Below are 25,730 nucleotides of genomic sequence, written 5' to 3'. Positions count from 1 at the left end.
GTTTTAATCCTGGTAGGATAGCACTGTATAAATGATCAGACAATATGTGAGAGGGAATTTTGCTACAAAATCTCAATACCTTAATTGATAAATGTCAAAATCAATTCACCAAATTGAATTATTCTAGTGATGTTCAAATCGATGAAGAGCTAAAAGCACGACTAATAAAAGCTCTCGGCAATGTTGATTCGTCTGGAACACACGTCATAAACCCATTCTCAATCACGTTTATTGGAAAGGCAGGCCTACGTGCAGATGTACCATCTTCTGGGTTGTGGTATGCCCTTTGCTTTAGTGACTTATATGGTGCTATTTTTGAGTATAAAAGTGTTATAGATGAGATCAAAAAAGGTTTAAGAGCAGAAGGCTATAACGCAAAAGATATTGATACCTACTTGAAACAATTTCCAAGTGAGCTTTGGGGGAATCAAGGTTCAGAAATAGAGAAAGACTTTATCGAAATTTTGGATACCCTCATCACTAATACAGATGAGAAAGACTTTTTTATAAAGTTTATGTCAGATCGTGATTGGTGGATAAAAACTGGTCGTAAGTCTGAGGCTGCCAAAGGTAAAACTTTAGATCGTAGTGATGTTTATGAATCAAGTATCGCATTAGCTTGTAATTTAGTTGTAGCTAACTCGTCAAAGCTTAAAGTCCTTATAAATGCCTTTAATCAAGATATAGATTTAAAGACATACTTCTCGAAAATGAATGTAGAAGAGTTTGAGATCAAAGATAATACCATTACAGAGTTACAAACAACTTATACAACTAATAACTTAAAAGCCATAAATAAAATTTACTATGGTGCGCCAGGGACAGGGAAGAGTCATCGTATAAACAAAATAACTGAGTACCATTGTCGCTACACAACGGTTTTTCACCCTGACACACAGTACAGTGATTTCGTAGGCGCTTTAAAGCCAGTTATGATAGATTCGAATGGTGAAAAAAAGATTTCTTATGAGTTTAGACCTGGGCCATTCACTAAGGCATTAATAGAAGCCTTAAATGATACGAGTAAACATGTTTATCTTGTAATTGAAGAGCTTAATAGAGCGCCTGCCGCAGCTGTTTTTGGTGAGATTTTCCAGCTGCTAGATCGAAATATGCAAGGTGAAAGCCAATATAAGATAGAAGCTTCTGATCCCGATATGTTGCTTCACATTAAAGAAAATCTAAATGAACCAGATAAGTTTAATGAGCTTTACTTGCCTTCTAACTTATCAATTCTTGCTACTATGAATAGTAGTGACCAATCGGTCATGCCGATGGATACCGCCTTTAAAAGGCGTTGGTTATTTGAATATTTACCTATAGATTTTACTCAGGCCGGTGTTGGTAATTTCAAACTAACGTTTGCTGATGATTCAAAGCCTGAAGTACCTTGGAAAGTATTTGCTGAAGTTGTTAATGATACCTTGTCTTCCTTGCAAGTCCCTGAAGATCGCCTTTTAGGCCACCGCTTTGTATCCGATGAAGAGCTCACTACTATTGTAGAAGCTAATAATACACTAAAAGGTAAAATATTAGTTTACCTCTGGGATGATGTACTTCGTCATGGAAAGCGTGATGTGATTTTTAATACATCAGTAGCAGGTACTTTCGGTCAGTTGTCACATCAATTTGGAGAAGGTAATCCTATCTTTTCTGAAAACTTTGAGGCTAAGTTATCTGAGGCATTAAGCGAAGCGCAAAAAGTTCAAGAAGTTGTCGCAGATGAACAACCAGAATAGATTTAATTAAAAATGCGTAAATTATATCTATTTGAAGATAGGCAAAGCATTGTTAAAGCTATGCCCAAGAAGCTAGTTCAAAATTTGAATAAGCAGGGGCTACTTTACGGTAATGGACAAAAAGTTATGTTTTGCGGCTTAATTAACTTTGACGATCAAATTGCTGTATTTCTTCCCCGAAATAGTGACTATGTAGAAATCGATGAGTCAAGCACGAAGAAAGTATGTGCAACTTTATTGAAAGCACTTAAACGTTATTTAGATGATAAAGATAATGCCATAAGTGCTGATGAATTAGTTGATGAAGGTATTCATGGGCAAGAGTACCTAGGCTTAATATTTGCTTTATTTGAAGACTACTTCAACAACGGTCTTTTCACACGTAGAGTATCTGAAAGGAAAGTAAACTCAGGGAAAGTAGATTGGAACCGTACGATTAAGCAATCTATACCGTATACGTCTGGTGATAGTCCTGTTTACTTAGAATTAGCAGGTTCTATCAAGCGAGTATATTCCAACTGTGAAACCGCGAAAATTCATGCGGAAGTTTTACGTAATTTAGATCAAAAAGTCGGCTGGTTAATTAACGATGATGATGGAGCTATAACTAAGCAGCTTATCGATGTCCCTACCTCATTAATGGGTAATGATGCGAAGATTTATCACCTAAACAATGAGTTAACACGCGCTTACTCTGACCGTGATATCTATCTGATTAAACAATTAATTAGCTACCTAAAATTAGAAAGTATGTCACAAAAAAGTGATTTTTCTATTGGCGTGAAAAGGTTTGAGGGTATGTGGGAGCATATGCTATCAAAAACGCTTAAAAATATTTTTCCTATTAATAAAAAGCTAGCTAAGCCAGTATATAAAATAAATGGTGAATTGAAGTTAGCGAGTAGGAAAGGGCAAAGAACCGATATAGTTCTTAGAGATCCCTATACAGAGGACTTTACAGTTATTGATGCTAAATATTACGCTGCGAAAAGTTTAGAAACAGCGCCAGGTTGGCCAGATTTAGTCAAGCAGTTCTTTTACGCAAAAGCAGTGAAATCAATATACCCTGATAACAATGTCTCTAATATGTTTATATTCCCTGGTAATAATGGGCCAATTGAGTCTGCGTACATGGCTGAGCCAAACATGAAAAATATTTTGGAAGAAGATCTGCTAGATGATTACCCTGTTATTATATGCAGTTTTATAGAGCCTTTAGAGGTAATAAAAAGCTTCGTTTTTAAACAGTTAATTAAGTTATAAGGAAGTAGCATAAGTGCAATTATCCCCGTTTGAAGCAATTAATTTAGGTTTGGTGAAAAGCTTTTCAGATGGTTCATTACTAGACACAACCTATCTAGGTAAATCAAGTATTGATTTACATGTAAGAACAATCATTTCAAAGAATGATGATGGTAATGTGGCAACTTCGGATTCTCATAAACTGAAGCCGCAAGAGATGGTATCTTTAGTATCTTCCGAAATAATAGATGTGAGGCTAGGCTATGTCGCCTACGTCTTTTTAAAAAATAGACTGTCGCAAAAAGGAATGTTGGCATTAAACACAGGAATTGTAGATAGTGGTTTTAAAGGGCCTCTGTCCACACTAGTTACTAACTTTTCTACAAAAGAATTTGATATAGATAGTGAGCAGGAATTTTTTCGAGTTGTTTTTCATAAACTTGAGAACTTTGATGAAAAAAATATAAAAGCAGTCAAGCCTAGAGTTTATGATTACTATACATATTTAAAGTATAAAATAGAGGATATTTCTCGATTACCAAAGTATTTTTTAAACAGGGATTTGTTAAAAACCCAAATTGCAGAAGAGGTAGCAAGTAAAGCTGCTGAGATAAAGTTAGGTAAAGCAGCTATATGGCTTTCTGTTTCGTTGGCTTTAATTACTATTATAGCGCCAATAACTATTTCGAAGTATGAACTCCTTGTAACTGAAAAGCAAAAAGCATTAGAGCTTAAAATTGAGGTGTTAACCAAAAGAATAGAGTACTTAGAAAGAGTCGGGACTAAAGATTAACTCTTTTATATAGGCAAGGTTTTCTTGGCCTTTTTTTTGTTTGATAGAAAATGTTGCTATCTGTGATAGCTCAATTTGTGCATTAAAGGCAACTGAAATACCAACACTTTTAGCTAGCGCCACATCATTTTTTCCATCTCCAACAAATGCACATTCAGACGGAGGAACACCATATTCTTTTGCAATCTGTTGCATGAAGCTTGCTTTACCTTCGTTGTCTGTAGGTAAAAGGTTATAAAAATCTAGGTTACCGAAGTCATCGAAAAAGTACTCACATGCACTAAAAGCATGGTCTATCTTTAGCTCTCGCTGTACCTTATCGGCTAAAGCCTTTATTCCACCACTAATTAATACGACCTTGGCATTAGTCGCTTTTATTAATGTTATTAGCTCATGAGCACCATTATGTAATTTTGCTGACTTTACAATTTCATCTACATGCCATTTCTTTATGCCATGTTCTTGTTGAATACGAATTGTATCTTTCATCCAGTCTAAGTAGCCGTTATATTCACCAGCGTTCCACCGATCTTTTGATAACTCTTCCTCTAAGTAACATTCCTCACTAATTAATTTAGCTAAAACGGTCCAAGCACTAGGAGCAACCTTTCCATTATCTAAAGCGAAATCTTTTTGGAGTAATGTGCCCTCCATATCGAAGAACCATATTTTAGGAATGAAGTTTATTTTTGAATTGCTCATTTATATCTCTAGCTACTAAATCAAGTTCATTTTAGCATACTGATGAAATAGTCCTTAAGCTTTCTTTGTGGCTATTAAGTACTTTGTGGTTAGCAAACTATAGAGCACTCAAAGTAACTTTCAAAGGAAGTTATTAACACTAAATTCATTACTTAACCTACACAACTTAGCCAAGTAGTCTAAATCTAGGGGGGTATCTTATTGACCATTAAAAAAGAAATGAACCATGCAACATTCTTTTTTTATCAAATATGATTCTTATTATGGCTTAACCATAAACTTATGCAATAGAGCCAGTAAATGCTGTAAACTTATAAGTATTAGTTGAGGTGATAAATCGAAATTACTCACCCAGTACCCCACACAGTACCCCATGGTGTTATGGGTTGATATAAAAGGTTTATAAATCAAATGAGTAGAGCAGGAATACAGTGGTTCCCTGGGCACATGAATAAAGCCCGTAATGAGATTAAAGAAATAATGCCGCAAATGGATGTGATCATTGAAGTGCTTGATGCACGCATTCCTTACAGTAGTGAAAACCCGATGGTAGCCACGCTTCGTGAAGGCAAGCCGGTCATCAAAATTTTAAATAAGGCTGATTTAGCCGACCCTAAAATGACCCAAGCGTGGAAAGACTATTTTGAGCAAGAAAGTGGCGTAAAAGCCATTGCGTTTGGTCATGATAAAGCCGCTGAGGTACACCGCATTAATGAGCTGTGTAAAAAATTGGTGCCACACAAAGTAGGGGCTGATAAGCAAATTAAAGCCATGATCATGGGTATTCCAAATGTGGGTAAATCGACATTAATTAATGTACTAGCCGGTCGTATAGTGGCAAAAACAGGGAATGAACCTGCGGTTACCAAGGCGCAGCAGCGCATTAAGCTTGAAGACGGCATTATGCTTTACGATACGCCAGGCATGCTTTGGCCAAAAGTAGAAAACGAGAACTCGGGTTATCGCTTAGGCGCTACCGGTGCGATACGTGATACCGCGCTTGAATACGAAGATGTGGCAAGCTATACGGCAGAATATTTATTGAAAGCCTATCCTGAACTTTTAAAAGCACGTTATAAAATAGATGAACTGCCAGAAAGTGATTGGGAATTTGTTGAAATGGCGGGCAAAAAACGTGGCTGCATTCGTGGTGGTAATCAAATAGATACTTATAAAATGTCTGAAATACTCATAAACGAACTTCGTGATGGCATTATTGGCCGCATTACCATGGAAACCCCTGCCATGCGTGAAGAAGAAGAAATAATGGTCGCCGGTTTACGCGCCGCGGCAGAAGCTAAAAAGGCAGCCAAAGAAGAAGAGAAAAAACAGCGCCGTGCACGTGCACGTAAAAACCGCCGTTAATGGATTAATTTATGTGAGCATGTTGTTCACTAAATTACAGACATAAAAAAAGCCCGTAAGGGCTTTTTTAGTTTCATATCTACCGTCACCGATATGAGCAATGTAGCAAGTAAAATAGTAGGGCGGTTACTCATCATCAACATCAAGGGGCGTTGCGGTTCATAACAAGTAACCATAGCTGTTTACGTGCGCCACACGTTGTTTCAGGGTCGAGAAACAAATTAGTTCATTCCGTCACAAGTGGGTATGCATTCCCGCCTTGTTGATATTGATTATCAGTTAGATCTAATAAACTGTCAACACCCAAATGCAAATAATTCTTATTTTATTTAGTTTGTTTTTTATTCATCTTTTATGGCGATTACTTGTGTTGGTTTTTAGTCATTCAAGAGTTTGATATATAATTTGGAAGCATCGAATATAGGCAAGCCGACTCGAGTTGATTTATAAAAAAGTATTTTCTGCTTAATAAAAGGCAATTAAATAGCTATAAAGAGGCGAAATATTTATGGTTTTAAGAGATTTTAATCAAAATAAACGCGCTAGCGGGAGATTAATACGGCGTCAGTATTGTGCACTACGAAGGTGGTTACAAAATAATTAAATAACTAAGTGCACTTCAGTTTACCAGAATAAAATTCCACATTATTAATGGGTTACATAATAATCAGTGCTATTTAACCAGTGCTGAATGTAAATCTAAAAAAATTTTATTGAATTGATTGCATTTTAATCGACTTGTATGGTGATGTTCGCTTTAAGTAATGCTATACTCCCGCCGAATAATTTATCGACTTTATTAAGAGTAAAATAATGGCAGATTTATCGAAGTACAGAAACATTGGTATTTTCGCGCACGTTGATGCGGGTAAAACTACCACCACTGAGCGTATCCTAAAGCTTACGGGTAAAATTCATAAGACTGGTGAGGTACACGACGGTGAGTCAACAACTGACTTCATGGAGCAAGAAGCTGAGCGTGGTATTACTATCCAGTCAGCAGCTGTTACGTGTGAGTGGAAAGATCACCGTTTTAACGTTATCGATACTCCAGGACACGTTGACTTCACAGTTGAAGTTTACCGTTCATTAAAAGTTCTAGACGGTGGTATTGGTGTATTCTGTGGTTCTGGTGGTGTTGAGCCGCAATCAGAGACTAACTGGCGTTATGCGAATGAGTCAGAAGTTGCGCGTGTAATTTTTGTAAACAAATTAGACCGTATGGGTGCAGACTTCTACCGCGTTGTAGGCCAAGTAGAAAAAGTACTTGGTGCGAACCCACTAGTGATGACTCTACCAATTGGTATTGAAGATCAGTTTACAGGTGTTGTAGACGTACTAGAGAAGAAAGCGTACGTTTGGGATGACACTGGTCTTCCTGAAAACTACGAAATCCAAGATGTTCCTGCTGACATGGTAGACAAAGTTGAAGAATACCATGAGATGCTGGTTGAGTCTGCGGTAGAGCAAGACGAAGATCTAATGATGGCTTACATGGATGGTGAAGAGCCGTCTCTAGAAGACATCAAACGTTGTATCCGTAAAGGTACACGTGACCTTGCATTCTTCCCAACTTACTGTGGTTCTGCATTCAAAAACAAAGGTATGCAGTTAATTCTAGATGCTGTAGTTGATTACCTACCTTCACCAACTGAAGTAGACCCTCAACCTCTTACAGATAAAGAAACTGGTGAGCCAACAGGTGAAGTAGCAACTGTTTCTGCTGATGAGCCACTTAAAGCGTTAGCATTCAAAATCATGGATGACCGTTTTGGTGCACTTACTTTCATTCGAATCTACTCAGGTCGCATGAAGAAAGGTGATACGGTTCTTAACTCAGCAACAGGTAAAACTGAGCGTATCGGCCGTATGGTTGAGATGCAAGCTGATGAGCGTAATGAGCTTACAGAAGCGCAAGCGGGTGACATCATTGCTGTAGTTGGTATGAAAAACGTACAAACAGGTCACACACTATGTGATCCTAAGCACGAATGTACACTTGAAGCGATGATTTTCCCTGATCCAGTAATCTCAATTGCTGTTGCTCCTAAAGATAAAGGTGGTAACGAGAAGATGGGTATTGCGATCGGTAAAATGGTTGCAGAAGATCCGTCTTTCCAAGTTGAGACTGATGAAGATTCAGGCGAAACTATCCTTAAAGGTATGGGTGAGCTTCACTTAGATATCAAAGTAGATATCCTTAAGCGTACTTACGGCGTAGACCTTATTGTTGGTCAACCACAGGTTGCTTACCGTGAAACTATCACTCGTGAAATCGAAGATAGCTACACGCATAAGAAACAATCTGGTGGTTCTGGTCAGTTCGGTAAAATTGATTACCGTATTAAGCCAGGCGAGCAAAATTCAGGCTTTACATTCACCTCTTCAGTTGTTGGTGGTAACGTACCTAAAGAATTCTGGCCTGCAGTTGAGAAAGGCTTTAAGTCAATGATGGACGAAGGTGTTCTTGCTGGCTTCCCTGTGCTTGACGTTGAAGTAGAGCTTTTTGATGGTGCTTTCCACGCCGTGGATTCATCTGCTATCGCATTTGAAATCGCTGCTAAAGGTGCTTTCCGTCAATCTATCCCTAAAGCAGGTGCACAACTTCTTGAGCCAATCATGAAAGTTGACGTGTTCACGCCAGAAGACAATGTAGGTGACGTAATCGGTGACCTTAACCGTCGTCGTGGTATGATCAAAGACCAAGAAGCTGGCGCAATGGGCGTTCGCATCAAAGGTGAAGTACCTCTTTCTGAAATGTTTGGTTACATTGGTCACCTACGTACAATTACATCGGGCCGTGGTCAGTTCTCTATGGAGTTCGCACACTACTCTCCATGTCCACAAAACGTAGCTGAGACAGTAATCGCAGCAGAAAAAGAGAAAAAAGCAGCTAAGTAATTAGCTCTTTTACTCTAAAAAAACCCGTACATGTTGCGGGTTTTTTATTGCCTATGATTTAATTACTTACAGAGCTAGCGACTCTCTAACACTGTAATATCAGCAATGATAGCCTAAGTAAAAGCGCTAAAGTACGTGATGTAATTAAAGCCAAAGTGACCGTGGGAGCAATGACTGTTTAGTTTCGCAAAGAGTGCGCAAGAGCGGTTATTTGATTCAGTCAGTTTTAGGTGTTAATTATAAAAGGGAAATTATATAGCAGCTTGTTTAAGGTATAAAAAAAGGAGCAATCATGCTCCTTTTATATTTAGTGCGAGACTATTGCGCTAATTAAACTTCTTAATCGCTTTAGCTCTTAGCGCTTTCATCTTTGGCTGGCGAGGCTTATTAAAGCTTTGTATTGGCATAACCACTAAATGCTCTTTTGGCAGGGCTGGCACCGTTTTAGGGTATTTCCCAGGCTCTGGTACCGAAATTTCTTTTAAATGCACTTTAAGGTTGTTTAGCATAGGGTCGTTATCAACTTCGCTAGGGCAAATAAATATACCCATTTTACGCAGCTGTACCCCTAACTTAATGCTACTGGTGTAGCGTATTATTGGTGCCCCAAGTAATAGGCCCAGTAATATCGGTGATAGCCACCAAAAGAATACTGGCGTAAAGTAATAGGCTGTAGCGCCCCATACTATAGCAACTAAAGTAGAGAAGAGTGTGTAATTAAACGCTTCTTTCCACGGTACCATGCGGCCTTCGCGTGGCTGTGCATCCCACTTAACTTTTTTACCTAAAAATACACATACTACAAAGTAAGCATGGAACACCATCATAAGTGGTGCCACTATAATGGCAAACACAGTCTCTATTATTGAGCCTAGTATTAATTTAAATGAGCCACCGAAACGCTTATTTCTGTGTATGAGCGTAACTATTACACCCATTAATTTAGGCACCAGTAATATAATAATGGTTAAGTAAAGCAATGAATCTATTAGATCTGTTTTAGCTATTTGCCACGTAGGGAACAACTGATAGACCCGGTTAAAGTAGACATCGCTATTTAAAGCACGGGTTACTGCATCTATGGTGCTTAAGGCCAGCATTGATAGCCAAATAAGCGATGAAATATAAGCGGTTGCACCCAATAAAAAGTGAAACTTACTCATTAGCTTTAATTTAGACGAACCTAGTAAACCAAGGTGCTGAATATTACCTTGAACCCAACGTCTGTCGCGTATGGCGTAGTCTAAAATGTTACTTGGCACTTCTTCGTAGCTGCCTTCAATATCGCTAAGTAAAAGTACATCCCAGCCTGCACTGTGTAGGAGTGATGCTTCTACAAAGTCATGGCTTAAAATTTCGCCACCAAACGGTGCATTGCCTTCAAGCGTAGGTAAACCACAATAGTTAACAAATGCTTCAACGCGAATAATGGCATTATGGCCCCAATAGTTAGCTTTGTCGGTTTGCCAAAAAGCAGACCCCGTTGCCAGCATTGGGCTATAAAGCACAGAGGCAAATTGTAAAAAACGACCAAAGTAGGTGTCCTGGCGAACCGGAATAGGGATAGTTTGAATTAAACCCGCTTGCGGGTTATTGATCATGCTAGTGGTTAGTTCTAGCATACATTTACCCGTCATTACGCTGTCGGCATCAAGTACAATCATGTGGTCGTATTGGCTGCCCCAGCGCTCGCAAAAGTCGGTTAAGTTACCTACTTTACGGTGTTTATTATCTTCGCGACGACGATAGAAAACCTGTTTTGCAGTATCACCTAAACGCTCACATAGAGCATGCCAAGCGCTTAGCTCGTTTTGTGCTATTTCAGGGTCTTGCGTGTCACTCAATAAGTAAAAGTCAAAATTGGCAAGTTGCCCTGTCTCTTTTAGTGATTGTAAGCTAACTTCAAAGCCGGCGATAACACGGTGCGTGTCTTCGTTATAAATAGGCATAACTACCGCGGTTTTTTGCTGGGCAAGCGCGGCATTGTCCAGCTCAATAGGCTTAATGCGTCTTAAGGTGAGCGGGTCAATACGAAATAATTGCAGTACAAACCCTATTGTGCCGCTACAAAATGCTGTAACAATCCATGCAAAAGTGATTGAAAATAAAACCAATAGCGCGTATTCAAGCAAGGTCATTCCGTTTGAGCTTAAAATCTCAAACATAATGGAGATGCCGTACCCTGAAACAGTGAGTGCTGCAATGGCAAATAACCATACGCGCAGTGTTTTGAATGGCATTGGTGTGCCTTTTCCTTTATTACTTGATGTCATTTGGGTACCAAACATAGCTCCATACCTCACTAATTTCTTTGTCACGAAGTTTTAACGATAAACGCATATCTACCGGTTGATCGTCCTGAGGTGCAATTTTAAACGCTACTCGCCAACCAAGAGATTTAGGAAGTTTTTGCACTGTTACATCCCTTACTTCACCTGTTGTTAGCTGAATGTCGGCGTCAAGTGTTAGCTTTTCAGACAGGTTGTTTAAATCGGGACCAGCAAAGTCAACGGTAAATTGGCGATGGCTTTGCGGTGGTGGATTATCTTCACCTGGCAGCGCTGCGCTACCAATACGTGTGCGTGTTACACGTGCTTTTTGATGCTGAGTTAAATGGGCGTTAAAAGTGCTCATTTTGTAGCTTAACTTTAATGAATCGCCCGCTTTCATTGGCTTTTCTGGCACCCAGTAACTTACTATATTGTCGTTTGTTTCAGTGTCTGTTGGTATTTCTACTAGCTCAACTCGGCCATTCCCCCACTCACCTTGTGGCTCTATCCATAGGCTTGGGCGGTCGTGGTAGTGTGCTTCAGTATCTAAGTAGTTATTAAAGTCACGGTCACGCTGTGCTAAACCAAACCCCTTGGGGTTGGTGTACGAAAACGAGGTGACGCTTAACTGAGATGGGTTATTAAGCGGGCGCCATACCCATTTATTATCAGCTGACTGGGTTAATAAGCCGTCTGAGTCGTGTACTTCTGGGCGGTAGTCATCAAAAAACTTAGTGCTGTTTTCACCGTGGTAAAACATACTGGTTAAAGGGGCTACGCCTAGCTTTTTAATATCTTTACGGGCAAATATTTGCATATCAACATCAACTAGCATACTGGTTGTAGGGTCAATATCAAATTTGTAAGCGCCTGAAACCGATGGGCTATCAAGCAATGCAAAAATAGTGATGTTGGTTTGCTCAGCTTGGGGTTTAACAAGCCAAAACTCTTTAAACATAGGGAATTCTTCACCCGATGTTTCGGCGGTGTCGATTGCTAAACCACGCGCAGATAAACCATATACTTGATTAGGGCCAACCACTCTAAAATAAGAGGCACCTTGAAACACCATCACCTCATCTTTGTACTCGTTTGTATTAAGTGGGTAATGTAAACGAAAGCCCGCATGGCCGAGCTGCGTGTCGGCTACGCTTTTTGCTATTTCGTCTTTTAATGGGGCAGCCGTACCATCGTATTGATAAAAATCAGTGCTAAAAGGGAGGCGGTTACGTTTTGAGTCGCCTTCTACTGTATTAATTGTGACCGGTGTTTTATATAAAAAACCAGGGTGAAAGAGTTGTAGCTCATACAGGCCTTCATCTTTCCACACGGATTTTTCCTGCTTAAAGCGAATCGAGCGGTAATCTTGGTAATTAATGTTGTTTAGCGCATCTAGCTCTATATTTTTAGGAGGTGTGTATTCTTGTTCGGCTAATTTTTTAGCGCGGGCGCTTATTACTTCAAATAGGCTTTCTTGCGGAATTGCTGCATCAACACTTGCTGCTATTGCCTGCGTGCTATAGCCCCAACCAGAAAAAATAAAAAGAAGACCCAATAATGGCGTTGCTTTTTTCTGCCAAGTAGGAGGTGTTTGGGTTAATTGTTTCATTTTCATTCCTTTATAAAAACACGACTTATTTTTACGCTTAGGGTTAGTTACTTAACTACTACACAAGGGTGACGAATTTATAGTGCAACTTTTAATCCGCAAATGAAGTGTTTATATTTTCAACAGTTAGTCATATTGAAAAGGGTTCTAACTACGGCTTATATGTAAAAATTACTCATTTAATGTATTTGTTGCGCGGCTAAATCGTTCAATAGTTAATAAGCGGTATGGAAGATATTAAGGGATGTTTACTGAAGCTTGTCTGAATTACATTTTTATAAACATAAAAAAAGCCGCAAAAATGCGGCTTTAAAACAAATCGCTCGTTATTTTTTCTTAAATCTGCGCACTAGTGAAAGTGGCGCTAATAAAAGTGATAACCAAAGTAGTGATCCTGAGTCATTGTCGTCATCACCACGTAGGTTGTTGACTCTAACTACAACTGTTTGCGCTTCAGATACGTTACCTACACTATCTTCTGCTTGTACTGTCAGAGTAATACGGTTTTCAAACTCGTAATCTACTTCGCTTGCAACAATTAACTGACCTTGCTCGTTAATTGATACAGAGTCGTTACCTGATACAATAAATTTAACCACAGGTGATACATCAGCGTTAGGGTCACTAAAATCAAGTGTACCAATGACTGTGCCTATTGCGCTGTTTTCATCTACTGTGAATATTTGATCAGGTGCAATTACCGGTGTTTGCTCTTCAGGGGTAAGTACCACCTCAGATTTTATATCAACAATAACTGGGTCGTGATCAGATGCACGGTATGGTCCTTCTGCGTATAGCGTAGACTGATGACCTTCACTCTTATACTCTAGGTTGTAATCAAGCACGATAGGTTCATCAGCATTGATATGCCAATCATTTGCTGCAACAACTTTGCTTAGTAAAGACTCGGTTGCTAAAGCATGATCAAGGCTACCTGCACGGCCAGAGAAGCTATAAGAGTAGCTTAGTGTATCGCCATCAAGCTCTGCGACTACGTTTTTATAGCCTTTCTCATCAAACTTACGGATTGGATCTTCCATTGCGTAAGCGTTCATATCACCAACAAGAATGATATCTTCATCATCTACACCAGTAGGTTTGCTATCTAGCCAATCAGTAAATGCATCAGCAGCTTCGGTACGAATTTCATTCCAACATCCTTGGCCATCACCTAGGTCGTCGTTATTATCATCACCACAGCTTCCTTTAGATTTAAGGTGGGCTACAGAAACGGTAAATACTTCATCAGTTGAAAGTGACTTAAAGCTTTGCGCAATAGGTGCACGGTTGCTGTAATCAAATGGGTAATCAGTAGTAATAGCGGCTGTGCCTACCTCTTCAACTTTATCTGCGCGGTAAATAAGTGCAGTGGTAATTGCATCGGTACCAATTTGGGCTACGTTAAAATCTACAAACGCGTAGTTGTTAGCGCTGTCAGCATCGTTTAATGCATTCACTAAACTTGCAATAGCGCTAAATTCACCAAAGCCGTCGTTTTCTATTTCCATTAATCCAACAACATCAGCTTGCATTGCACTAATTGCACTCACAAGTTTTGCTTCTTGGCGAACAAACTCTTCTTCTGAGTCTGCACCACGGCTAGTAGGGAAACCACCACCTTGGCCATCACCATTAAAGTAGTTAAGTACGTTAAAGCTAGCAACGCGTAAATCGGCCTCTTCACTTTGCTCCGGCGCATCTTCACGTGCATTAGTCGCTATAAACTGCGGTGTAACAGTTGGGTGAATACGATAGGTGCTAAAGCTGTATGCAACTACGCCTGTCACTGCATTTACAGTATCGCCAGTGCGTAGTGTGTTTTCTGCTGATAAACCTGCCGCAGGGTAAGCCGTTGGATCTGAGTTTTGAGCTGTAGAGCCATCATCTAATAAGATTTTTTTAGTTAAGTTAGCTGCTTCAACTGCATTTGCAGCATCGCCTGGTAAGGCAACTTGCGTACCTTGGTATAAACGCTCAGTGGCAAGTTCTACTTCACCATAGCGACCTAAACCATAGTTGTTTGTAACAACTAACGTTTGATCTAGGCTTACAAGCATACCTTCGTAAGCTTCTAAGTCGGCTTGGCTATTTAGAGGCAAGCTTATAGAAGTTGCAGTAGCTACTTCGTCAGTACCACATACTGCAATTTGCGTTACATCTGCTAACTGGGTTGAATCATAGTATTCATCAACCGTACCTTGTACGCGAACGTGATCGCCTACATTTACATCGGTATCGGTGAAGTATACAAATAGACCTTCAGAGGTCATTGGGTCGTTATCTACATCTGCTGCAAGCGAGGTCACAAAGAAACCATCTAGGCCATCTTCACCTTGAAAATCAGCGGTGACAATACCTTCAATTTCAACAAGGGTATTAACTAATGGGCTTGCATCACCAGCACCTTGTACAGCGCTAATCAGCGTTTTATCTGCGCCACATACAAGCGGTTCTAGTGGTTCTGGCTCAGGGTCTGGCGCAGGAGCCGTACCACCGTCGCCAGCGTGTGAGCCTAAGCCGTCAAAGGTGTCAATATCAAACTGTTCCCACTCATCGCTCGGGCTAAATACTGAGGTTGAGTCAGTTCGTCCCGTTGTAATGCTATTTTTTCTTCGTAAGGTTTTATTTTGAGTTTGAACGGTATCATCAGACCAAAAAGAGCCAGGATCAACACCGACTTGGCCAAAGCTGTCAACAACCACACCATCTTTAGTTAAAACAAGGGCATCGTCACCGTTGTAATAAGTTACAGTGCTCGTTGTGTCTGCAATATCAAGTATTTCAGCGGCTGCTCCGGGGTTTGAAATGATATAGGTGGTATTGGCAGCCAATGTGCCTGTTAAATCAATTGAGTTGCCAACCGAACTACTACCATTTGAATAAAGGCCTAACGTATACCCTTCAAGAGAAAGCTCGGTATCAGCATTGTTATAAAGCTCAATCGCTTTATTGTTGCTGCTGCCTTCAATGTATTCAGAAATGATTAGATCGGCGGAGACTGGTGCACTGAGACTCGCTAATACAAGCGCCAGTGGCGTTATTTTCGTTTTTAACATTTTTTATTATTCCCGTGTATTTAAATCCCAAAATGGGACACCAGTTTAGGCAATCTAAATGACAAAAAGAATACAAATATGTTAATGATTGTAAAAAAAATTAAGGCGGCGTACCGCCTTTGATAACATGTTTACTTATTTTGCAGCCATTGCGCGGCCTGCTTGGCAAAATACGTTAAAATACCATCCGCTCCAGCGCGTTTAAATGCCAGTAAAGATTCCATAATTGTGGCCTCTTCACTCAACCAGCCGTTATCGATTGCCGCTTTGTGCATTGCATATTCGCCACTAACCTGATATGCGAAAGTAGGTACACCAAATTCATCTTTAACACGGCGGACAATATCAAGGTACGGCATACCGGGTTTCACCATCACCATGTCGGCGCCTTCTTGTAAATCAAGTGCCACTTCACGAATTGCCTCATCAGAGTTGGCAGGATCCATTTGATACGTTTTTTTGTCGGCCCCTTTCAAGTTACCTGCAGAGCCTACAGCGTCTCTAAACGGCCCATAATAGCTAGAGGCATATTTAGCTGAGTAAGCCATTATGCGTGTGTGAATATGTCCATCTGCTTCAAGTGCTTCGCGAATAGCACCAATACGGCCATCCATCATGTCAGAGGGTGCAACTACATCTGCGCCTGCCTCGGCGTGCGAAAGCGCCTGCTTAACAAGAATTTCAGTGGTTATGTCATTAATTACATAACCTTCATCATCAATAATGCCGTCTTGGCCATGAGTAGTAAATGGGTCAAGGGCTACATCGGTAATAACCCCAAGCTCAGGAAAAGCTTCTTTTAAAGCGCGCACTGTACGTTGTGCTAAGCCATCTTCATTGTAGGCCTCTTCGGCCATTAAAGATTTTTTGTCAGCAGGGGTGACCGGAAAAATAGCGATGGCAGGTACACCTAAATCAACTAATTCTTTAGCTTCTTCGAGCAGTAAATCAATCGATAAGCGCTCAATTGAGGGCATCGATTCAATTGCTTCACGGCGGTTTTTACCTTCAAGTACAAATACCGGAAAAATTAAATCATTTACCGATAGTTGGTTTTCGGCCATTAAACGGCGAGAAAAATCGCTACGGCGCATTCTACGCATGCGGGTATATGGGAAAAGGTCGAGTCCTGATTGGGCCATATTACTAAGCTCCTACTGTGGGATTGGAAAACTAATTACTTGATTTCGGCCATGTTGTTTAGCGAAATAGAGCGCTTTATCTGCGCCGTCTGTAAATAGCTCAGGGTTACTAATATCGTTTACTACAGCGCTGTTTACGCCAGCACTAATGGTTACTTTTACGGATGTTCCGGCTACGTTTACGGTATGACTCTCTACGGCCTGGCGAATTTTTTGGGCAATATCAACCGCCCCTTCTTTTGAGGTATTAGGTAGCAACACAACAAACTCTTCGCCGCCGTAGCGAGCCACTTCATCCAACGGGCGTTTTAAATGCTGTTTTATAATGTCGGCTACAGCGCGTATAACTTGGTCGCCGGTTAAGTGCCCGTAGTTATCATTTACGCGTTTAAAGCGGTCTATATCGAGCATAATTATACTCAAAGGCGTTTGTTCACGGCGAGAGCGACGCAGCTCCATCACTAATTTTTTATCAAAAAAGCGACGATTTTTAACGCCACTCAGTGCGTCTTCCATATTAAGTAGTTCAAGCTCGCGGTTTTTATCTTCTAGTTCGCGCAAAGTAACTTGTAACTCAAAGGTGCGCTCATCAACTAGCGACTCTAATTCTTTTTGTGTTTGGGCTTGCAGCGCGAGTCGCTCGTTTAATAGTGTATCTTGGGCTGCATTTTCAGCAATCAAGGTTTGTTGAGCAATAACTTGTTCGTCACGCTCTAAAATAAAGCGCTTCATAACGCCATAACATAGGCAAAATGTACTACCAAAAAAGCATATAAAAACAAAAGCTAAGCTACTTCTGCCTAAAGGGTATAAGCCAAATACAGCAACAATCAGGTACAGCATAACAAGTAAAAATAGTATAAGTGCAATAAGCAGTGCTTGAATCGGTTTTGCGGGCGTGTTTTGTTGGCAGATGTAGGTGCTGATCAAGCAGTAAATAATAACAATTGGGGTCGCCAGCAAGCTAAAATAGGTTAACACTATACTAGGTAAAGCCCACATAAACAGCAGGCTAATAGCATAAATATTAGCAATAATGGCTTGCCATTTTAGTAGTTTAGAGGCTTTAGGTTGGCACAGTTGTTTTTGTAGCGGCACAAAAATAAGCGTAGTGAGTATTAGTAAAACAGGTATCATTACTTGCTGTAATGATGGCGAATTAGGATGGAAATAACGCGCGCCAAAACCACACAAATAAGCCAGTAGCACTCCTAAGGTCAGCGTGATAATGCCAGCATAAGCAAAATACAATTTGCGTGAAAACCCATACAAAACCAAGCAACTCATGGCCAACGAAAATAAAAAACCAATAAGTAGGCCGTAAATTAAATTAAGCTTACCTTTATGGGCTAAGTAGGCATCTTGTTGCCATAAAGTAAGCGGGATACTCAGCCCAGCAATGTTGCTTACCTTAACTATTACGGTACTCGAACTATTTGGCGGCAACCTCAATTTTTCTAATAAAGACTCGCTTTTTATTAGCCGTGATGAGAGCTTAAAGTTATCGCCAGTTTGCGTGTGGGAGAGCAGTGCTGAATTATAAAAATGAAAAATATGTGCTTCATTTAACAGCGGGTTGTCGAGTGACAGGATAGGGCTAACATTCTTATTTAAGGCGTTTTTAACCGTAAACTTTACCCATACAGGGCGTTGTTCAAACCCTAAATTTAGTGGCTTATTGCTCACTGTATGCCAGTCGTTAACCTCATGGTAGGCATTGTTTGCTGTGGTGGGCGTAAACGAATAGTTTAGGGTGTCTATTTTTATTGATTTAAAGTTGTCAGAAATAACAGGGCTTGCAACACTGCAAAATGCACAAAGGAGCATAAATAGGCTAAATAGCGCCTTTGGGCTTGTCATTAGCGACCTGCTATATCGAATAAGCTATAAAAGTTAGCCGTACTATGGGCGGCAATAGTACTTGGTTCAACGTTGTAAAGTTTAGCGAGTGTTTCACACACATAACTCAGATAAGCCGGCTCATTTTTACGTGATTTAGGTTTAGGGATAATCGTGCGTGGAATTAAAAAAGGCGCATCGGTTTCTATTAATAACCGCTCAAGGGGGATACTCGGCACCAATTGTTGCAATGCTTTACCGCGGCGCTCGTCACACACCCAACCAGTAATGCCAATATAAAGGCCTAATGCTAAATAATGTTTAAGCGCTTGGGCATTGCCTGTAAAGCAATGCAGCACGCCACGTACGTTATAGTCAGCCAAAATGTTTAGCATATCTTCGCTTGCGTCACGTTCGTGTAAATAAACAGGTAGGTTTAGTTTTTCAGCTAACGCTAACTGGCGTTTTAATACGCTGCGCTGAATATCGCGAGGGGAAAAATCGCGATTATAATCAAGCCCGCACTCGCCAATGGCAACAACGCAATCGTTACTAGCAAGCTGCGTTAAAGTGGTTTCAAGTTCATCGGTGGCGTCTTTGGCGTCATGTGGGTGCACGCCAGCAGTAGAAAACTGATTATAGTGTTTAGCTAATGTAAGCGATTGTTCGCTACTAGGCACATCGCAACCAATCAGTAACATCGCTTGCACGCCCGCGGCATTTGCGCGGGCAATAATGGCCTGATGCTCACCATCAAACTGGTTATTGGTTAAATTAACGCCGGCATCAACTAACGTGTAGGTCATTACTGAGTGCGCTTCACACGAATAGAACGGTTTTGGCCATCTTTACGTAGTAAAAATGAATTAAATACACCGCGGCTAATAACCACTGTATCCGACTCTTTTAATTTAAGGCTGTCAGAGCCGATTTGGCGCCATTGTTGACCGTTATCAAGGGTAATAATGAGTTCGCCATAAGGGGCTTTTCTCACTGATGATACTGACGCTGTGACGTTTTCGTCTTTATCTTTAGTGATCTCTTTATGCTCAAGGCCAAAATCATCTGCTTTGGCAGCAGGCGCAGCCTGTGATACAGCTGCAACTGGTGCGCTTACATTTGGCGATACATTCGTTACCGCTTTAGGTGGAGTTAATGTTTTTTTCTCACTAGGTTTAGTAAGCGGTTTACCTGCCACTGTGTTGTCGTAACATAGTAAACGGTTGAAATCGTTTTCAATAAAGCTACATGCTTGTAAAGCTTGTACGTTAATTTCTTGCGCTGCAAAGGTTGGCGCGCTTAGTAAAACCAGTAGTGAGAGTAGTTGTTTTTTCATTTTATTCCTCAGATTCCTGTTGTTCTTTAGCGCTATAAAATTTCGCTAAAATTAACCCTAGCTCAAATAAAAGCAGCATAGGAAGTGCTAATAATGTTTGTGATAACACATCGGGCGGCGTTAAAAACATTGCTACAACAAATACACCTACCACAATATACGGACGTTTTTGTTTTAAACTCTGTGTGGTTGTCGCACCACTCCAACATAGCAACATTATGGCTACGGGAATTTCAAATGCTACGCCAAATGCAAAAAATAATTTAAGTACAAACCCTAAATAGCTACTAATATCAGGTGCTAGGGTCATCATTTGAGGCCCTACACTGGTAAAAAAGCCTAATATAATCGGGAGCACTATAAAGTAGCAAAAAGCAATACCACCATAAAATAACAAAATGCTAGAAGCTAATATTGGCATCAGCATACGTTTTTCGTGTTGGTATAAACCAGGTGCTATAAATCCCCAAATTTGATGCAATATCCACGGAATAGCGCCAAACAAAGCAACAAATAGCGTGAGTTTAAACGGTGCAAAAAACGGTGCCGTCACATCAGTAGCTATCATAGTGGCCGTGCTTGGTAAATGTGCAACTAAAGGGGCGGCTACAAACTCATAGATGTCATTGGCAAAATACACTAGACCAATAAATATTACTAAAATACTTAAAAGTGATTTAATAAGCCGATCGCGCAGCTCAATTAAGTGAGCGACAAACCCTGATTTAGCTTGTTCAGACATTATTTTTTATACCACGTAATAAGTTGACCACAAATAGGGGAATTAATTTCACTTTTTTTCATCGAGTTGTTCGTTAGATGACGTGCTTGAAGTGTTTTTATAGCTATGGGTAACCGACTGCGCTGCTTTTTGCAGTTCATCGACTGATTGCTGTAGCTCAGGGCTTAAATCCTTCAGCTCTTGTTGCTCTGCTTTTTTTAGGTTTTCGTGAAGCTCGTGTATACGCAGCTCTTCACTTACTTCTGCTTTAACTGAGTTGGCCATCGATTTAACTGTTTTTATCCAGCGCATTACAGTGCGAATAGCAACGGGTAATCGCTCAGGGCCAAGCACCACTAGGCCAACAATAAAAACAACAACGAGCTCCCACATTCCCATATTGATTAAACCTTAGTATCGTCTTTGGTTTTTTCAGTATTTTGCCCTTGTGTAGGTGCTGCTTTTTGAGACTCTTGGATTTGTTCAGCTTTTTCGTTTTCAGTCTCTTTGGGATGATCATCAGACATGGCTTTTTTAAAGCCTTTTACTGCACCGCCTAAATCACCACCCATACCACGCAGCTTTTTAGTACCAAAAAGAAGTACGATAATCGCTAAAACAATCAATAATTGCCAAATACTAATGCCGCCTAAACCCATGATTATCTCCAAATGATAAATGCTTAAATGTTTATTTTAAGTACTAATTATACGCCCTGTGGCACAAATAGCACTTAGTTTATGTGTTACGCCACGCCACGATAAAACTCACTACCGACGCTGCTAATGTTACGCCTGCCGCTATAAAGTCGTGCTGTAAATAACACAATGCCGACACAATCAGTGAAGCACTGCCAAATAGGCTAAGTACGAGCGCTTTGTGTGACACTTTATTTGGCTGAGAATGCTGCAATTGCGGACTACGTTTTAAATTTTGATAAATCAAATCAGGTAGTTCCGGCATTTTTTCAGCCCAAAATGGCAAGTTAGCATACATTTGTTTCATTACTGATAATGGGCCAACTTGTTGTTTTACCCAATCTTCTAAAAATGGCTTAGCGGTTTTCCACAAATCAAGCTGTGGATAAAGCTGACGCCCTAAGCCCTCAACGTATAATAATGTTTTTTGTAATAATACTAACTGCGGCTGTACTTGCATGTTAAAGCGTCGTGCGGTGTTAAATAAATTAACCAATACATGCCCAAACGATATCTCAGCCAAAGGCTTATTAAATATAGGTTCGCACACAGTACGAATAGCAAATTCAAACTCTTCTATGCTGGTATCAGGTGGAACCCAGCCTGAGTCAACATGTAGCTGAGCAACTTGGCGGTAGTCACGATTGAAAAAGGCGATAAAGTTTTCAGCGAGATAACGTTTATCTTCTTTGTTTAACGTGCCAACAATACCGCAGTCGATACCAATATACATGGGGTTTTCAGGGTGCTCGCGAGAGACAAATATATTGCCTGGGTGCATATCAGCATGAAAAAAGCTGTCTCTAAACACTTGCGTAAAAAACACTTCTACACCGCGCTCAGCCAGTAATTTCATATTGGTATTTTGCGCAATTAATGACTCGGTATCCGAGACGGGTATGCCGTAAATACGTTCCATAACCAATACATTACTGCGGCTGTAATCGCTATAAACAGTGGGGATATATAATGAGTCAGAGCCTTCAAAATTACGCTTAAGTTGTATACCATTTGCGCCTTCGCGCATTAAGTCGAGTTCATCGAGTAAGGTTTTTTTATACTCTTTGACCACTTCAACAGGGCGTAACCTTTTTGCTTCGCTGTGTACTTTGGCAAGGACTTTAGCGAGCTTTTCCATAAGTGCTAAGTCGGCATTAATTTGTGTTTTTATATTTGGACGAATTACTTTTATAACAACATCTTGGGCATTGTTATGGGCATCAACTAGCGTTGCAGTATGTACTTGTGCAATAGACGCTGAAGCCAATGGAGTTTGCGAAAATTCACTAAATAATTGGCTTATATCGCTAATTTCGAGTGACTTTTCAATTATTTTTTGGGCAAGTTCGCCTTCAAAAGGCTCAACTTGATCTTGTAAAAAGGCAAGCTCTAACGCAATGTCGTGCGGGAGTAAGTCTCTACGGGTAGAGAGCATTTGGCCAAACTTAATCCACACAGGGCCAAGCTCTTGTAAAGCTAAGCGCAGTCGCAAGCCCGCTGGCTTGTTTTTGTGCTGGTTACGTAACCAGAATAAACTACCGCGCGCAATTTTAGCGTACCACGGTACTTTTTGTTTTGGTATTAACTCATCTAATCCGTAGCTAAGTAATGTTTTAGTGATGTAATACAATCGAGCAGTCGACACAAAAAATCCTTAGCGGTTGCTAGTGTTAGAAGAGTTGATTAATGCATTTATGCGTTGTTCAATAGCGGCCACCTGCCCTTTTAATGCTCGGTTTTGTTGTTTAAATTGTTCAAGCTCTAAAGGGTGAATAGTTACAGCGAGCTCATCTTGGCATAGGCTGGTTAAAGTGGTGCTAATTTGCTGACGTGCTTTGCGCTCTTTACTGCGTAAAGCGTTTAGCTGTATGTAAAGTTGTTGTGCGGGCGCATCGCCAATATAGTGCGATAGTTGCTCAGGCCAATCTATATCTAGCCCAGAAAAGGCGGCACTGTATGCCTGAGCGACATTTAAGTCGCCTTGCAGGTCTAGCTTATCTTGACGAATGAGCTGTGTTAGCATAGCTGGGTCTTTAAGCGCCATGAGTGTATCTATATCTGCGCTGATCATACACTCTGCGCTATTTTCATCGGTGGCGCTGTAAAGGTGTAATAGTTTACCATCAAAGGTTAATACTATTTGCTGCTGCCAATTGCGGATTTCGACCTTTAAAGGTTTGTGCTTAACGGCACTGAGCTTATCTATCAAGGTGGCGTCGAGTTGCAGTACCTTATTAAGTACTCGCTCTACAAGCGAAAGTACAAAATTAGGTAACATAAAAAACTGCGAATCGGGTTTTGCTGCGATCACATGCTCGTTTTTTTGCTCAAACGCCATAATTGCCTGCCTTAATATTTAAAACCACGGTGCAGTGTAACAATACCACCGGTTAGGTTTTGATACGTTGTTTGTTCAAAGCCTGCTTCTTCCATCATTGCTTTTAAGGTTTCTTGGTCTGGGTGCATACGAATCGACTCAGCTAAGTATTGGTAAGACTCGCTATCGTTCGCCACTACTTTACCCATAGTTGGTAATAGGTTAAACGAGTAAAAGTCGTACGCTTTACTTAAAATTTCATGCTCGGGCTTGGAGAACTCTAATACCAATAAACGTCCACCTGGCTTTAAAATACGGTACATAGAGCGCAGAGCTTTGTCTTTATCGGTTACATTACGTAGGCCAAAGGCAATCGTGATCACATCAAAACTGTTATCTGGAAATGGCAGCATTTCGGCATTCATTTGCACGTAGTCGATATTGCCAACTAAGCCCAAGTTGTGCAGCTTTTCACGGCCCACTTTTAACATAGACGAGTTAATATCGCCTAAAACCACTTGGCCGGTATCACCGACGAGTTGGCTAAATTTTGCTGTTAAATCGCCAGTGCCGCCTGCTAAGTCAAGGACGTGGTGGCCTTTGCGCACACCAGAGCTGGCTATAGTTTGACGTTTCCATAAACGATGTACACCAAAAGACATTAAATCGTTCATGACATCGTACTTTGCTGCAACCGAGTGAAATACGTCTGCAACCATTGAGGCTTTATCGTTTTCGGCTACGGTTTTATAGCCAAAATGCGTGGTCTTTTGCTCTGTTTCGTTCATGATTAGTCTCTATCGTGGCAATAAAGACTAGTGTACTTGATTGTATACTGCAGGTGCAATTTGAATATGATTTATCAGGTAATTTAGCGTAAAACCTAGTGGCCAGCTGTAAAGCTACTTTGCCCCAGTGAGCGTGCTTTAAATGCCGCTTGCGAGGCTTTTTTAGCTAACTGGTTAAAGTCATCATTTTTGAGCTGCTGCGCTATACCTAAAGATAAGTTTATGCCAGGTAGCTTAGTGCCACTTTTAGAGCTAACAAAACGAAGTTTTTCTACGCCATTACGCACTTTTTCAGCAATAACATTGGCGGTTTCGGGGTCTATATCTGGCAGTAATACGGTAAATTGGTCCTTTGCTGTGCGCCCAGGTAAACCACTTTGAAAGACATATTTTTTTACTTGTTTAGCCACTTTGTTCAAAATAACTTCGCCAATTATATCGCCGTAATTATCTACAAAATGATCTAAATTATCTATTTGAATAGCAATTGCGCAAATTGATTTGTCTTGGTTGCTCCATAGTTGGGTTTGCTGCGTTAAATAATGACGTTTATACAGCCCCGTTTGTGAGTCAATAATGTGCTGCTTACGTAATTGCGCCAGCTGTTTTTGGGTTTTTTCGTGTAACTTTTTAGCTTTATATAGCTCGTGTTTAAAGTGCTTGTGTTGCTCAAGTAACGTGGCTGATTGCGTGTTTAACGTATCGAGTGCTTGGCGGCTTTGCTCTATATTATTCTCATCAAGCGTGTGCATGCACTCACTTACTTGGCCGGCAAAGCTAACAATTTGTTTTTCGGTTGATTGCGCATTGCGCGACAGTGAATCAATAACCCCATTTACGTTATTAATCATTGCCACTTGCGTGGTATGCCCTTCGTTTAAAAACTCAAAGTAGAGCTGCTCAATCAAAATACTATCAATTTGGGCTTTATTAGTAATGGCCTCATCTATGGCGTTATTTAGCTGAGGATTTACTTTACTAATATAGGTATAGGCAACGTGGTAATTTAACGGAGAGGGAGGCAGCGTATGACGTTCTAAAAACAGGCATACATTCGTCATTTTTTCTTGAGCTACAGCCATGGAATCATGGAACATCATTTTAACTACCAACTAAGTACGCATTAAATTACACATTAAAATAACTCTTCAATGAGGCGGCAATGCATCCAAGCTTTATTATTTTTTTACTACAATAATCGTTAAGCAGGCT

General features: G+C 40.4%; 20 protein-coding genes. 5 read left to right on the top strand and 15 right to left on the bottom strand.

All coding sequences use genetic code 11. The annotated features are described in order from the left end of the window. Positions 1-59 precede the first annotated feature (59 nt). The 3 genes from AN389_RS08620 to AN389_RS08610 are packed head-to-tail and all read left to right on the top strand — an operon-like array spanning position 60 to position 3,774. Positions 60-1,739: an McrB family protein gene (locus tag AN389_RS08620; protein ID WP_055019629.1), complete on the top strand. Its 1,680-nt coding sequence runs from the start codon at positions 60-62 to the stop codon at positions 1,737-1,739. A 12-nt stretch (positions 1,740-1,751) separates the two neighbouring features. After that, a complete protein-coding gene (locus AN389_RS08615) occupies positions 1,752-3,002 on the top strand; it encodes an LlaJI family restriction endonuclease (RefSeq protein ID WP_055019628.1) in 1,251 nt (416 codons plus the stop codon). Positions 3,003-3,015: 13 nt separating this feature from the next. Beyond that, positions 3,016-3,774: a dCTP deaminase domain-containing protein gene (locus tag AN389_RS08610; RefSeq protein WP_055019627.1), complete on the top strand. Its 759-nt coding sequence runs from the start codon at positions 3,016-3,018 to the stop codon at positions 3,772-3,774. Here AN389_RS08610 and AN389_RS08605 read toward each other — a convergent pair. After that, positions 3,748-4,476 (bottom strand): HAD family phosphatase, encoded by a 729-nt coding sequence (locus tag AN389_RS08605; RefSeq protein WP_055019626.1) that lies wholly within the window; start codon positions 4,474-4,476, stop codon positions 3,748-3,750. The genes AN389_RS08610 and AN389_RS08605 overlap by 27 nt on opposite strands. Before the next feature lie 411 nt (positions 4,477-4,887). Between AN389_RS08605 and ylqF the strand changes: the two genes are divergently transcribed. After that, entirely contained in the window at positions 4,888-5,841 is a 954-nt protein-coding gene (gene ylqF / locus AN389_RS08600) for a ribosome biogenesis GTPase YlqF (protein WP_055019625.1), read from the top strand. An 813-nt stretch (positions 5,842-6,654) separates the two neighbouring features. Then, positions 6,655-8,742, top strand: coding sequence for an elongation factor G (gene fusA / locus AN389_RS08595; RefSeq protein ID WP_055015545.1), 2,088 nt, complete (start codon positions 6,655-6,657; stop codon positions 8,740-8,742). Positions 8,743-9,068: 326 nt separating this feature from the next. Here the strand turns inward: fusA and mdoH are convergent, their stop codons facing one another. From mdoH to AN389_RS08525, 14 genes are all read right to left on the bottom strand, one after another. Then, positions 9,069-11,030, bottom strand: a complete 1,962-nt coding sequence (gene mdoH / locus AN389_RS08590) for a glucans biosynthesis glucosyltransferase MdoH (RefSeq protein WP_055019624.1) — start codon at positions 11,028-11,030, stop codon at positions 9,069-9,071. Continuing rightward, complete coding sequence (locus tag AN389_RS08585; protein WP_055015547.1) at positions 11,002-12,621, bottom strand: glucan biosynthesis protein G; 1,620 nt, start codon at positions 12,619-12,621, stop codon at positions 11,002-11,004. Before AN389_RS08585 ends, mdoH begins: the two co-directional genes overlap by 29 nt. Positions 12,622-12,947: 326 nt before the next feature. Further along, positions 12,948-15,677: an ExeM/NucH family extracellular endonuclease gene (locus AN389_RS08580; protein WP_055019623.1), complete on the bottom strand. Its 2,730-nt coding sequence runs from the start codon at positions 15,675-15,677 to the stop codon at positions 12,948-12,950. A gap of 131 nt (positions 15,678-15,808) precedes the next feature. Then, complete coding sequence (gene hemB / locus AN389_RS08575; protein WP_055017876.1) at positions 15,809-16,819, bottom strand: porphobilinogen synthase; 1,011 nt, start codon at positions 16,817-16,819, stop codon at positions 15,809-15,811. A gap of 12 nt (positions 16,820-16,831) precedes the next feature. Continuing rightward, positions 16,832-18,679: a diguanylate cyclase gene (locus tag AN389_RS08570; protein WP_055015550.1), complete on the bottom strand. Its 1,848-nt coding sequence runs from the start codon at positions 18,677-18,679 to the stop codon at positions 16,832-16,834. After that, positions 18,679-19,464: a TatD family hydrolase gene (locus AN389_RS08565; protein WP_055019622.1), complete on the bottom strand. Its 786-nt coding sequence runs from the start codon at positions 19,462-19,464 to the stop codon at positions 18,679-18,681. Before AN389_RS08565 ends, AN389_RS08570 begins: the two co-directional genes overlap by 1 nt. Beyond that, complete coding sequence (locus tag AN389_RS08560; RefSeq protein WP_055015552.1) at positions 19,464-19,994, bottom strand: hypothetical protein; 531 nt, start codon at positions 19,992-19,994, stop codon at positions 19,464-19,466. The genes AN389_RS08565 and AN389_RS08560 overlap by 1 nt, the downstream gene beginning before the upstream one ends. Before the next feature lies 1 nt (position 19,995). Beyond that, on the bottom strand, positions 19,996-20,736 hold the full coding sequence (gene tatC, locus AN389_RS08555; protein WP_055015553.1) for a twin-arginine translocase subunit TatC: 741 nt from the start codon (positions 20,734-20,736) through the stop codon (positions 19,996-19,998). A 48-nt stretch (positions 20,737-20,784) separates the two neighbouring features. Next, positions 20,785-21,114 (bottom strand): Sec-independent protein translocase protein TatB, encoded by a 330-nt coding sequence (gene tatB, locus AN389_RS08550; RefSeq protein WP_055015554.1) that lies wholly within the window; start codon positions 21,112-21,114, stop codon positions 20,785-20,787. A gap of 5 nt (positions 21,115-21,119) precedes the next feature. After that, positions 21,120-21,374 carry a Sec-independent protein translocase subunit TatA gene (tatA, locus tag AN389_RS08545; protein ID WP_055017873.1) on the bottom strand — a complete coding sequence of 85 codons (255 nt, stop codon included), beginning with the start codon at positions 21,372-21,374 and terminating at the stop codon, positions 21,120-21,122. Positions 21,375-21,453: 79 nt separating this feature from the next. Continuing rightward, the gene (gene ubiB / locus AN389_RS08540) at positions 21,454-23,058 is read right to left on the bottom strand and encodes a ubiquinone biosynthesis regulatory protein kinase UbiB (protein ID WP_055019621.1); all 1,605 of its coding nucleotides are present in this window, start codon (positions 23,056-23,058) and stop codon (positions 21,454-21,456) included. A 9-nt stretch (positions 23,059-23,067) separates the two neighbouring features. Further along, on the bottom strand, positions 23,068-23,751 hold the full coding sequence (locus AN389_RS08535; protein ID WP_055015557.1) for an SCP2 domain-containing protein: 684 nt from the start codon (positions 23,749-23,751) through the stop codon (positions 23,068-23,070). 11 nt (positions 23,752-23,762) lie between these two features. Further along, a complete protein-coding gene (gene ubiE, locus AN389_RS08530; RefSeq protein ID WP_055019620.1) occupies positions 23,763-24,518 on the bottom strand; it encodes a bifunctional demethylmenaquinone methyltransferase/2-methoxy-6-polyprenyl-1,4-benzoquinol methylase UbiE in 756 nt (251 codons plus the stop codon). 95 nt (positions 24,519-24,613) lie between these two features. Beyond that, positions 24,614-25,600: a GGDEF domain-containing protein gene (locus AN389_RS08525; RefSeq protein ID WP_055019619.1), complete on the bottom strand. Its 987-nt coding sequence runs from the start codon at positions 25,598-25,600 to the stop codon at positions 24,614-24,616. Positions 25,601-25,730 lie beyond the last annotated feature (130 nt).

Source organism: Pseudoalteromonas sp. P1-7a (assembly GCF_001401855.1).
In the GTDB taxonomy this organism is placed as follows: Bacteria; Pseudomonadota; Gammaproteobacteria; order Enterobacterales; family Alteromonadaceae; genus Pseudoalteromonas.
This window is presented reverse-complemented; position numbering and strand designations above follow the sequence as displayed.

Bases quoted from the DNA above. Each gene is read 5' to 3' on its own strand.
- AN389_RS08615 (WP_055019628.1), top strand. From the start codon at position 1,752: ATGCGTAAATTATATCTATTTGAAGATAGGCAAAGCATTGTTAAAGCT.
- AN389_RS08605 (WP_055019626.1), bottom strand. From the start codon at position 4,476: ATGAGCAATTCAAAAATAAACTTCATTCCTAAAATATGGTTCTTCGAT.
- ylqF (WP_055019625.1), top strand. From the start codon at position 4,888: ATGAGTAGAGCAGGAATACAGTGGTTCCCTGGGCACATGAATAAAGCC.
- fusA (WP_055015545.1), top strand. From the start codon at position 6,655: ATGGCAGATTTATCGAAGTACAGAAACATTGGTATTTTCGCGCACGTT.
- mdoH (WP_055019624.1), bottom strand. From the start codon at position 11,030: ATGTTTGGTACCCAAATGACATCAAGTAATAAAGGAAAAGGCACACCA.
- AN389_RS08585 (WP_055015547.1), bottom strand. From the start codon at position 12,621: ATGAAACAATTAACCCAAACACCTCCTACTTGGCAGAAAAAAGCAACG.
- AN389_RS08580 (WP_055019623.1), bottom strand. From the start codon at position 15,677: ATGTTAAAAACGAAAATAACGCCACTGGCGCTTGTATTAGCGAGTCTC.
- hemB (WP_055017876.1), bottom strand. From the start codon at position 16,819: ATGGCCCAATCAGGACTCGACCTTTTCCCATATACCCGCATGCGTAGA.
- AN389_RS08570 (WP_055015550.1), bottom strand. From the start codon at position 18,679: ATGACAAGCCCAAAGGCGCTATTTAGCCTATTTATGCTCCTTTGTGCA.
- AN389_RS08565 (WP_055019622.1), bottom strand. From the start codon at position 19,464: ATGACCTACACGTTAGTTGATGCCGGCGTTAATTTAACCAATAACCAG.
- AN389_RS08560 (WP_055015552.1), bottom strand. From the start codon at position 19,994: ATGAAAAAACAACTACTCTCACTACTGGTTTTACTAAGCGCGCCAACC.
- tatC (WP_055015553.1), bottom strand. From the start codon at position 20,736: ATGTCTGAACAAGCTAAATCAGGGTTTGTCGCTCACTTAATTGAGCTG.
- tatB (WP_055015554.1), bottom strand. From the start codon at position 21,114: ATGGGAATGTGGGAGCTCGTTGTTGTTTTTATTGTTGGCCTAGTGGTG.
- tatA (WP_055017873.1), bottom strand. From the start codon at position 21,374: ATGGGTTTAGGCGGCATTAGTATTTGGCAATTATTGATTGTTTTAGCG.
- AN389_RS08535 (WP_055015557.1), bottom strand. From the start codon at position 23,751: ATGGCGTTTGAGCAAAAAAACGAGCATGTGATCGCAGCAAAACCCGAT.
- ubiE (WP_055019620.1), bottom strand. From the start codon at position 24,518: ATGAACGAAACAGAGCAAAAGACCACGCATTTTGGCTATAAAACCGTA.
- AN389_RS08525 (WP_055019619.1), bottom strand. From the start codon at position 25,600: ATGGCTGTAGCTCAAGAAAAAATGACGAATGTATGCCTGTTTTTAGAA.